The organism is Campylobacter sp. BCW_6463 (assembly GCF_001762785.1).
In the GTDB taxonomy this organism is placed as follows: Bacteria; Campylobacterota; Campylobacteria; order Campylobacterales; family Campylobacteraceae; genus Campylobacter_D; species Campylobacter_D jejuni.
In genome coordinates this window covers 1-9771 of record NZ_MJXL01000045.1, presented here as the reverse complement: position 1 = coordinate 9771, position 9771 = coordinate 1, and the positions used below count along the sequence as shown (strand labels likewise).

Here is a 9771-nt window from a genome sequence, read left to right as displayed (position 1 = left end):
CTAAACTTTCAAAAAAACCTTCACATTCTATAGAAAAAAGTTCTTCAAGACTTTCTTTGATAAGGGCTTTAGTGATTTTAAAGGGTAGGGGATTTGAAGTAGAATTTGATATATTAAGACTCATAAAGGAATTTGAGGCCATTTTTTCTCCTTAATGTGGTAATAAGATTTATCAAATACAAAGCTTATAAGTGTGATTAAATTTTTATTTATATTTGTTTGTAAATATTGTAGCATAGTTGGGGTAAATTTGAGTGTGTTTTATGATTATGAATATTTATTCATAAAGTTTCATATATACTATGGTGAATTTTTTTTGCGTGTTTCCTAAGATTTTTGCCCAGCCAAGTTTGGCGGTATTTTCTTCTCCTAACACAAACTTCATTTCTGAAGAATAGTTGATTTTAAGATATAAATCAACACAAAATTCATTATTTGTTAAAAACATTATGCTATTTTTTAAATCATCATGTTTAGTTCCATTGGGCATAAATTTAATCGCTTCTTGATATGAAATATCTTTTATATAAATTGCTATTTTATTTTGATAAGAGGTAAATTTATCACCTAGTATGAAATTACTCCCCAAGGCATGATTTTTTACGCCCAGTTTATTTCTTTGAGTATCAGAGATTAAAATTTGGTGAGGCAAATTTTCAATGATTGATAATTTGTCTTTTAGTTTAAAATTAACTTGCAAAACTCTTTCTATATATGTTTTTGGACGTCTTAAGCTCAATAATAAAGGTGCAAATGGTAAATATTTTTTTGCAATATCGTATTCTTTAATTCCTAATATATTAAATAAAATTTGAGAAATAGAGTCTTTAAAATTATCATTAAAAGATCTTGGATAATTTTTTAAGCCAATAACATCGAAAAATATCCAAAGTAAATAGTGATTAAAAAAATCAAAAAATAAAGTCCAACCTTGTTCTCCATCTTCATTTCTGGATAATTTATCTAACATAAATGAAGGAAGTTGTGAGGAAACTCCATGTAAGCCCATAAAATTTACAAATAATTCTATAAATGATTGATCTGAAAAAATAATTTTTTCTAAATCTTTATTTGGATGCTTTAAACTTTTATTGGTTCTTAAAAATATATTTTTTTTCCCATAATTTTTTTCTAGCTTTCTTATAAGTTTAAAAAAACTATATGAAGTTGGATCATTCATATTAAAGCTTTTTTTCCAAAAGAAGCAGGATAATGCAGAATTTCTTTTGAATCAAGACATTTTATCTTTAATTCACAAAAGGAATTAATGCTAGCAAAAGATGCTAAAAATTTGGATATAACTAATCCTAGTAAATAGACTTCACCTAAAGTATAAAACTTAGAATCCTTAATACTAAAAATAGCTAAGGTCCCTTTTTTTGTAATATTTTCATCAATTAGATAAGTGCTTTTGCTTTGAATATCAACTATAGATTCTTTTAAAAGTTCATAAGATTTCCAATTTAACTGATTATCTAAAAAACTATAGCTTTCTAATACACCAAAAAAAGCTTTTCTACTTAATATGGTTTGATAAGAAAAAGATAATACAGAAACAAGTTTCCACAATAAATTGCCATCAACGCTGCATCTTCTCGCTTCACTTGGAATTTCGATATTTTTAGTATCAACACCTTTTAAATTACAATTATTAATATCTCCTATTTTTAATCTTGAAGGCAGATCTCCATTGGAGCATAAAAGATCAATGCTTATAGTTTCATCCATTAAATAAGAGGAGAAAAAGGAAATTTCGCTAAATACTTCTCCTTTAGAATTCTTTTTAGTATTTATGCTATAAAAGTCTTTTTGATTATCTTTTAAAAATTCAAAACGTTCAAAACTCTTATAGTTTTTTAATAATCTTTTACCCCCTTCGCTATTGTGTGCTTTAACTTGCAATGTTTGTATAATCTCATAAGCTTTAGGTTGGCTTCTATCAACAAAAATTCGATAACTATCTTTTTTATGATTATTTATAAGAGGTTCTGCGCTTTTTGCAAAGATATTGATAATAGGCGTCATACTTAAAGAAAACAATTCTTTTCTAAATATGCAATTTGCAGGAAATGGTTTAGAGAATTTAAATTCAATATTAATTGTTCTTCCTTGGCAATTATTTAAAATATCTAAGTTATTAATTCTTAGAAAATTAAATTTATGGGGCATAAAAAAATATTCCCTTAACAAAGAAAAAGCTTCAAAGCCTAAATCATTATAAGATAAACTACTTTCATCTGGATTTAATCCTATTTTTTCAATATCGTAAGTATTAAGAAAAAATTCTTCATCAGTTTCCAAACATTGAATTTTTAATTCTTTCAAATAAGAATGTATATATAATAATAAAGTAGTAGACATGTAAGTATCGTTACCTAAATATAAATTAATTTTTTCTAAGCCCAAATCACTTATTTTTGTTTCTGCTTTATCTATTTGTAATTTTAAATTAAAAGTATAGTCTTGGTTTTTACTTGATGCAAAAACCTCATTTATCGAAATAGGGTAAAGATAGACATCATAAACAGTTTTAAATTCACAAATGCATTTATCTATAGGTTTTGATTTAACAACGGTTCCTTTTGGAATAGTAAGTTTATTTTCTTTGCTATTTTGTTCAAGTTTAAATTCTTGCATACATAATGAGGGTATGGGATTTGTATAGTTTGGAGAAACTATATTGATTAAAGATTCTGCAATATGCGGGATATTTTCATCAAGTTCTTGGTGAATTTTAGAACTTAGGATGGCTAAATTTTCAATAATTCTTTCTACATCGGGATCTTTGCTATTGTAAGCTAAAAATGGAGCTAGTTTTGGATAATTTTTTACAAAATGTTCCCTAGTTTCATATAGATATTCAAGCTCTTTTTGATAATAAAAGATATTATCTTTCATTTAACCTCACAATATCTATTATTTTTAAAAATAATTTCTATGCTAAATTCCTTAAAACGATCCTCTTGAAAAAAACATTTTACAATAAAAGAAAGTTGCCAAGGACTTAAATTATTATCATAAGTAATAGAAACAACTCGTATTCTTTTTTCATAACTATCAATTAACTTTCTTATTTCCTTAGCCATTGATATGCATAATTCGCTAGAACTAAGATTAATGTCAGTCATATTTGGCATCCCTAAATCTTTCGCGGTATAACAGTCATTAATCTTAGAGTTGAGCAAAACTTTTATATTATTCTTTACATCCTCAAAATCATTTTGATAGAATGGAATATGAATGTTTTGCTCATCTAAATTATGGATCAGTTTATCTAGCAAGGACATTATTATTCTTTATCTAATTTTCCTACTAAAGAAAGTTCAAAATTACCGCCCATATATTTAAAATGAGGTCGGACACTTAGCCCTATTTTATACCATCCTGGCTCTCCTGGTATATCACTAACTTTCACTTGTGCTGCTCTAAATGGACGACGACTTCTCACTTCAGAAGGTGGATTTTCTTGATCGGAAATATATTGTCTAATCCATTCATTAAGTCCATTTTCAATATCGCTTCTTTCTTTCCAGCTCCCTATTTCTTCTCGTTGTAAAACCTTTAAATAGTGCGCCAATCTTGAAATTAAAAAGATATATGGAAGTTGAGTTCCTAATCTGTAATTTGTTTCAGCTTCTTTACCTTCTGGGGTATTTTGAAATAATTTTGGTTTTAACGGAGAATTTGCTGAAAAAAATGCTGCATTATTACTATCTCTTCTTAATGTTAAAGTTATAAAACCTGCTTCTGCAAGTTCATACTCTCTCCTATCTGTAATCAAAACTTCTGTAGGTATTTTTGATTGTATAGTTCCAAAATTTTCATAAAGATAAGTAGGCAGATCCTTAACAGTCCCTCCACTTTTTGGTCCTATAATATTTCCACACCATCTATACTTAGCAAAGCTTTCTGTCAATCTTGTACAAAAAGTATACGAAGAATTAGCCCACAATAAATGATTATGCGAAGCATGTACATTTTCTTTATAATTAAAACTTTTGATAGGGTTTTCTTCAGGATCATAAGGGCTTCTTGCTAAAAATCTTGTCACTAGTAAGCCTGTATATTTAGAGTCTTCATTTTCTCTAAAAGTTCTCCACCTTGTATATTGAGGACCTTCTAGCAAACCTTGCAAATCTTGAATATTTGCAAGTTCAGAATAATCATCAAGCCCAAAAAATTTTGGTCCAAAAGATGTTAAAAAGGGAGAATGACTCATAGCCGCAATACTAGCCATTTTATTTAAAAAAGTCATATCAGGACTTGCTGATCCAAGTTGATAATCTCCAATGATTGCTCCTACAGGCTCTCCTCCAAATTGTCCATATTCTGAAGAATATATATTTTTATAAACAACGCTTTGTGTTATATCTGGATTGTTTTCAAAATCCTCTAAAGCTTCTTCTTTTCTTATATCAAATAGGTCGATTTTTATATTTTCATTAAAATCAGTTCTTTCAACTAGAAATCTAAGTCCACGCCAAGTAGATTCAAGTTTTTGAAATTCTTCATTATGTAAAACTTCATCCATTTGTTTTGAGAGTAAATGGTCAATATGGGCTATCATTTCATCAAGTGCAAATTTATTGATTTTTTCTTCGGCATTATCACTTTTTACAATTTCTGAAATAAATTCAGCAACACCTCTTTTGGCAATACTATAACTTTCATCAGTTTTAGAGTATTTGCTTTTCTCCATAATTTGTTCAATAATTGGCGTATCAATTACTTTGGTATTTGCCATTTTAATTTCCTTGCTCTTCTTGTTTAATTTCTAAAAGTAACTTTTCTTTAGTTTTTTCATTTTTTAACGCTTCTAAAACAGCTTTTCTAAAATCAGGAATATTACCCATAGGACCTTTTAAAGCCATTAAAGCTTCTCTTAGTTGCAATAATTTGTTTAACTCAGGTATTTGTTTAGCTAAGCTATCTGGAGAAAAATCCTTCATGCTAGCAATATTGAGCTTAACATCAAGCTCTTCAGCTCCTGTTCCAAGAGTATTTTTTACGCTAAAACTCGTTGTTATATTGAGTTTTCTCATAACTTGATCAAAATTGATCTTGTTAATTTGCAAAATTTCTCTTTCCTCTAAGGGGGTTTCGTTTTTTCCTTTTAAATTTGCCATTACCATTAATTTTAACGGCAGCTCCACATCCTCATTTTGTCCATTAGTTTTAGCTTTATATGTAATATTAATTCGTTCCTTTGGAGCATGAGATCCATCTGACATTTTAAATCCTTAAAAATAAAAATTTTAGCTTAATTATTATATTAAAATTTGCTAAATTTAATCTTGCATCATTTAATTTTATTTTTTGCGTTTTCATATTCTTCGGCTAGATAATCTTTTAGTAGAGTTTTTTCCATTAACTCTACTAAGTATATATTTAAAATTTTAGAGTTCTTTTTCATTCCTTTTGATTCAAAAATTTTTACCATATCTAGCAAGGAATTAATATTATTCATAGTAGAATTATTAAAATTTTCTTTATCAATATTCATCAGCATTTGCTCAAAATCTTGTAATGTATGTTCTTTGTCAGTTTTTTTACTTGAAAAAAAACTTTTTTTATTTTCTTTGGATTTAACAAAATATTTATAAACTTCTTCTTTGCAGATAAAATCACCATTTTGAAAACGGAGAAGTTCAATAGTATCAAATTTAGAAATAAAATCACTTGTTAATATTATAAGAATGTCTAATTGTTTATTTTTTTTCTTTTTTTCTAAAAAATCACAAAAGAGTTGTACACCCTCTATCCAAAAAGGATTTAAAATAAGTTCATGCATAAAACATTTAATATGTTCTATATCATTTTCTTTATCAGAAAGTAATATGCGAATTATATCTGCATCAGGTTTTCTTATTTTAGTAATTTTTTCATTATTACATTCAGGCAAACACCTGATTTTTCCCCACATTGCTTGGGTGAATAAAGCGTAGATATTGAGATTATTTTCATCCTCTTCTAAAAGCTCAAATGCAAGTTTTTGATAAAAATTTTTATATTCTCTCTCGTTTAAAGAGTTAATATTATCGCTTCTAATGTTTATAGATACTTGAGTTACAGGAGATTTTGGAAGTTGTGGTGCAACTTGAGCAATTTCAATTTTTGCAAAATTGCAAGATAGTAAATTTTCAAATTCGGAAAATAAAGTAATAAATTGATTAACAATCTCAGATGATATAAGCACTTTTGTTTTATTGTATTCTTGAATAAAATTTTGAATAAAATTTTGAATTTTTCGCTTTTGAGCTAATATATAAGCATTATTTTCATCTATAAGTTTTTTTAAATGTTGAAAAAGAAGCAAAAGCTTTTCAAAGCATTCTTCATTGTTTAAATTAAAACACGATAAAAGAAAATAGTTGCAAATTTTAAAATTTAAAGAATGATTTAATAATATAAACTGAGAATATTGATAAACTTTATCCCAAGAAATATTTTCATGGTTTAAAGTCTTATATTTTGACATCTCATCTTCAAGTAACTGAAATTCTTGTAGTTCATCTAAATTATTTTTCAATTGATCACAAAAATACATTTAATTCCTCCAAAAATTTGCCTCATTATAATTAAATTTTAAAAAATATTATGTTAATTTTTTAAAAAATTTACTCAATTAATCATAAATTATATATTCTAAGATAGAAAGGATACTTTAGTTTCATGTTTTGTAAAAAAAGTTTATTTTTTTTATTGCCACTATTCTTTTGCGCTTGCTCAAGTGTTGTTAGTGTTAAGATAAATAATGTAGAGAATTCCAATCTTAATAATAGACATGATGATGTTCCTGTTACAGCTATTGTATATCAACTTAAGGATATTAAAAAATTTGAAGAAGCAAGTGATATAGATTTGGCTACTAGAGAAGAGGGGGTACTAGGCAAGGATAAACTTGATTCTATTAAAACGCAAATTGCACCTAAAGACAATATTATCGCGGTTAAAGTAGATGAAGAAGAGGTTCCTTATGTAGGCATTCTTGTATTATTTGCAAATAATACAAAAAAAACAACAAAAATATGGGCAAAGACCGAAGATGCAAATGGGTTTGGGAAGAATAAGTATTTAAAATTTGAAATATCCAAAGAAGGTATCAAAAGAATTAAATAGGAATAATATATGGCAAATAAATTAAAAGTTGCTTGGTTTGATGGACTTAATATTGGACAAACCCATTTTGAGCAGCAAGAAAGATTTTTTAATAGAAATATAGATCTTAAAACTATAAATATATATAGTAATTTATATGGAATAATAGACTTGGAATTTTCTCAAGAGATGTTATTGCAAGGAAAAATTGCACTTTCTAAAATTTCAGGTATCGCACAAGATGGAAGCATTTTTAATGCACCTGAGCAAGATTTGTTGCCTGAGCCTATTGAAATCAATTATGAATCTTTAATTGATTCAGTTGTGGTATTAAAAATTCCTATCGGAGTTACTGATATTGCTGATTTATCTTTAAGAAATACTTTTCCAAATTCAAAGTTTATATGTCTTAGAAATAGTATTGCTTTAAGAAATTATGATGATTCAAAATCTAATGTAATGGACAAAATTGAAGATGAGTACGAACTTGAAAATCTGACTTTTACACAAGAGAAAAAAGATTTACTTCTTGCTAGTTTAAGATTAAAACTTGGCATTTTAGGTAATTCAACTCCTGATGAACTTGAATTACCAATTGCAAAAATTAAAAATATTGATATCAATAAAAAAATTGAATTAGAAAGTGATTTTATACCCACTTGCTTAAATATCAGCAAAATATCTACCATAAGATCCTTTTTGGAAGAAATTATTTTTTCAATCAATCAACATAAAAAAGTTCTATCTAATGTTTTTAAAGGAATCGATCAAACAAAAAATACATTGGATTTTAGCACTTTTTTATCCCTTAATCTTTTAAAAAAATGGTATTTAATATTTTCACATCTATCAAAAAAAGATAAAATACATCCTGAATTTTTATACGAAAAATTTTTAGAATTTCAAGGAGAGCTTGCAGCTTTTAGCAACGAAGAATCTTTTTTAGATTTTATTCCTTATAAACACGATAATCTTTATAATACTTTTTTAAATATGATGAATAATCTAAGATTGTTATTTTCTAAAATCACAAGCCCTAAATATTTTATAGCTAAGACTAGTATTAACGGCAACGGTTTTTATGATTTTATTTTTGATAATTCGGGAATTTTAGAAGAAAGTGAAATTTATTTCGCAATTCGTGCAGATGTTACTACAGAATATCTACTTAATAATTTTAAAATTCAAAGCAAGATACATACTCAAAGTAAAATTAAAAATATAGTCGCAACTCAGCTTGAGGGCTTAAATGTAGATCAAGTACCTAATGTTCCATCTAGCATTCCTTATTTAAATGGTTATGTTTATTATAAATTAGATAAAAGAGATCAACTGTTTAAAGATTTTAAAAATGAAAGTATCATTAGTATGTACTTGACCAACAATATAAAAAACCCTGATATTATAATGTGGGCGGTATTTCAATGAAAGAAATAAATGAAGAAAAAAAGGCATTAAGCTTACTTCTTGATTCAGATTTTGATGGTTTAAAAAACAATAAAATTATTGATTATTCTTTGGAGTTGCTTTTGCTTTCTTATAGACTTTCAAAAATAAGCTCTATGGATACAAGTAGTATTAATCAACTTAGAGAAACATTGATTAATAAAATTTTAGATATAACCGCTAAATTAAGTATATGTAAAGAATATGATGAAAAAGAAATTATTAAATTCAAATATTGTCTTTGTGTCTTTATAGATGAAAGCTTAATGAAAAATGAACTTTTTATTAATTTTTGGGCTCACAATACTCTAACTGTAAGGTTATTTGATGAAACTTTAGGTGGAAATAATTTTTATGATATTGCATCATCTTGGATTAATAACCCTTTTAAGTTTAAAGATTTTTTGGAATTTATCTATGCTTGTTTGATTCTTGGTTATAAAGGAAAATATAATGAGACTAAGGATAGAGATGAAAAAATAATTCATTTTTGCAATAATATTGCCACATCTTTAAAACCGGTTTATAAGATAGAAGAAGAGTTAGCTTTTAATAAAGCATATAAAACTGGTTTGAAAGAAAATATTTGGCAAAAATTTATAAGATTGTATTTTAAAAAACTTATTATCGTTGTGCCAGCATTGATTATATTAGGAGTATTAAGCTATGCAATTTTCAATTTAGAAACCAATAATCTTAAAGTGGATAATAATATATCCGTATTGATAAAAAATTTAACACATATAGAATAAATATACTAAATTTTTAAATATCAATTTATTTGTTATGAGTAAAATTAAATAAAAATTATTTTACAGCTAGAATAAAAATCAAATGCAAAACCTATAAAAGGATAAAAATATATGAAAAAACAAGCTCTATTATTTTAATGATAAAGAAAAAGTTATACTGCTAACACTAAACCACAAAATTACATCTTAATTTTAATAAAATAGAGAATCTAAGGAGATAACCCATGACATATATATTACTTCTTATTATAATTTCTACTATTCTTTCTTATCTTATATTAAAATTTATTTATAAAATCATCTTTAAATCTACAAAAAGCGTTTCAAAGTTTTTAGTCTTTCTTGGAAGTATAGGCTTAATTATCTTTTATTATACTCCTTATTCTTATTATTTAGAGCCTAGTTATTGGCAATTTAGGAATATGTGTAAGTTAAATGAACTTCCTAAAGTATAATAAGATTCTAGGGTATTTTG

At 26.3% G+C, this 9771-nt stretch carries 9 protein-coding genes; 3 read left to right on the top strand and 6 right to left on the bottom strand.

Translation table 11 applies throughout. The annotated features are described in order from the left end of the window. Positions 1-277: 277 nt before the first annotated feature. From tssG to AJ884_RS04980, 6 genes are all read right to left on the bottom strand, one after another. Positions 278-1180, bottom strand: coding sequence for a type VI secretion system baseplate subunit TssG (gene tssG / locus AJ884_RS05005; RefSeq protein WP_002881829.1), 903 nt, complete (start codon positions 1178-1180; stop codon positions 278-280). Then, the gene (tssF, locus tag AJ884_RS05000; protein WP_002881830.1) at positions 1177-2898 is read right to left on the bottom strand and encodes a type VI secretion system baseplate subunit TssF; all 1722 of its coding nucleotides are present in this window, start codon (positions 2896-2898) and stop codon (positions 1177-1179) included. The genes tssG and tssF overlap by 4 nt, the downstream gene beginning before the upstream one ends. Then, complete coding sequence (tssE, locus tag AJ884_RS04995; protein ID WP_002881831.1) at positions 2895-3287, bottom strand: type VI secretion system baseplate subunit TssE; 393 nt, start codon at positions 3285-3287, stop codon at positions 2895-2897. Before tssE ends, tssF begins: the two co-directional genes overlap by 4 nt. A 2-nt stretch (positions 3288-3289) precedes the next feature. After that, positions 3290-4744, bottom strand: a complete 1455-nt coding sequence (tssC, locus tag AJ884_RS04990; protein ID WP_002881832.1) for a type VI secretion system contractile sheath large subunit — start codon at positions 4742-4744, stop codon at positions 3290-3292. Between the two features lies 1 nt (position 4745). Next, positions 4746-5231: a type VI secretion system contractile sheath small subunit gene (gene tssB / locus AJ884_RS04985; protein ID WP_002881833.1), complete on the bottom strand. Its 486-nt coding sequence runs from the start codon at positions 5229-5231 to the stop codon at positions 4746-4748. Positions 5232-5299: 68 nt separating this feature from the next. Further along, positions 5300-6547 carry a type VI secretion system domain-containing protein gene (locus AJ884_RS04980; protein ID WP_002881835.1) on the bottom strand — a complete coding sequence of 416 codons (1248 nt, stop codon included), beginning with the start codon at positions 6545-6547 and terminating at the stop codon, positions 5300-5302. Positions 6548-6672: 125 nt separating this feature from the next. Between AJ884_RS04980 and tssJ the strand changes: the two genes are divergently transcribed. The 3 genes from tssJ to icmH are packed head-to-tail and all read left to right on the top strand — an operon-like array spanning position 6673 to position 9296. Further along, the gene (tssJ, locus tag AJ884_RS04975) at positions 6673-7119 is read left to right on the top strand and encodes a type VI secretion system lipoprotein TssJ (RefSeq protein ID WP_002779659.1); all 447 of its coding nucleotides are present in this window, start codon (positions 6673-6675) and stop codon (positions 7117-7119) included. A 9-nt stretch (positions 7120-7128) separates the two neighbouring features. Further along, complete coding sequence (gene tssK, locus AJ884_RS04970; RefSeq protein ID WP_002779660.1) at positions 7129-8526, top strand: type VI secretion system baseplate subunit TssK; 1398 nt, start codon at positions 7129-7131, stop codon at positions 8524-8526. After that, entirely contained in the window at positions 8523-9296 is a 774-nt protein-coding gene (icmH, locus tag AJ884_RS04965; RefSeq protein ID WP_002881837.1) for a type IVB secretion system protein IcmH/DotU, read from the top strand. Before tssK ends, icmH begins: the two co-directional genes overlap by 4 nt. Positions 9297-9771 lie beyond the last annotated feature (475 nt).

Coding starts and splice junctions, on each gene's coding strand:
- tssG (WP_002881829.1), bottom strand. CDS start 1,180: ATGAATGATCCAACTTCATATAGTTTTTTTAAACTTATAAGAAAGCTA.
- tssF (WP_002881830.1), bottom strand. CDS start 2,898: ATGAAAGATAATATCTTTTATTATCAAAAAGAGCTTGAATATCTATAT.
- tssE (WP_002881831.1), bottom strand. CDS start 3,287: ATGTCCTTGCTAGATAAACTGATCCATAATTTAGATGAGCAAAACATT.
- tssC (WP_002881832.1), bottom strand. CDS start 4,744: ATGGCAAATACCAAAGTAATTGATACGCCAATTATTGAACAAATTATG.
- tssB (WP_002881833.1), bottom strand. CDS start 5,231: ATGTCAGATGGATCTCATGCTCCAAAGGAACGAATTAATATTACATAT.
- AJ884_RS04980 (WP_002881835.1), bottom strand. CDS start 6,547: ATGTATTTTTGTGATCAATTGAAAAATAATTTAGATGAACTACAAGAA.
- tssJ (WP_002779659.1), top strand. CDS start 6,673: ATGTTTTGTAAAAAAAGTTTATTTTTTTTATTGCCACTATTCTTTTGC.
- tssK (WP_002779660.1), top strand. CDS start 7,129: ATGGCAAATAAATTAAAAGTTGCTTGGTTTGATGGACTTAATATTGGA.
- icmH (WP_002881837.1), top strand. CDS start 8,523: ATGAAAGAAATAAATGAAGAAAAAAAGGCATTAAGCTTACTTCTTGAT.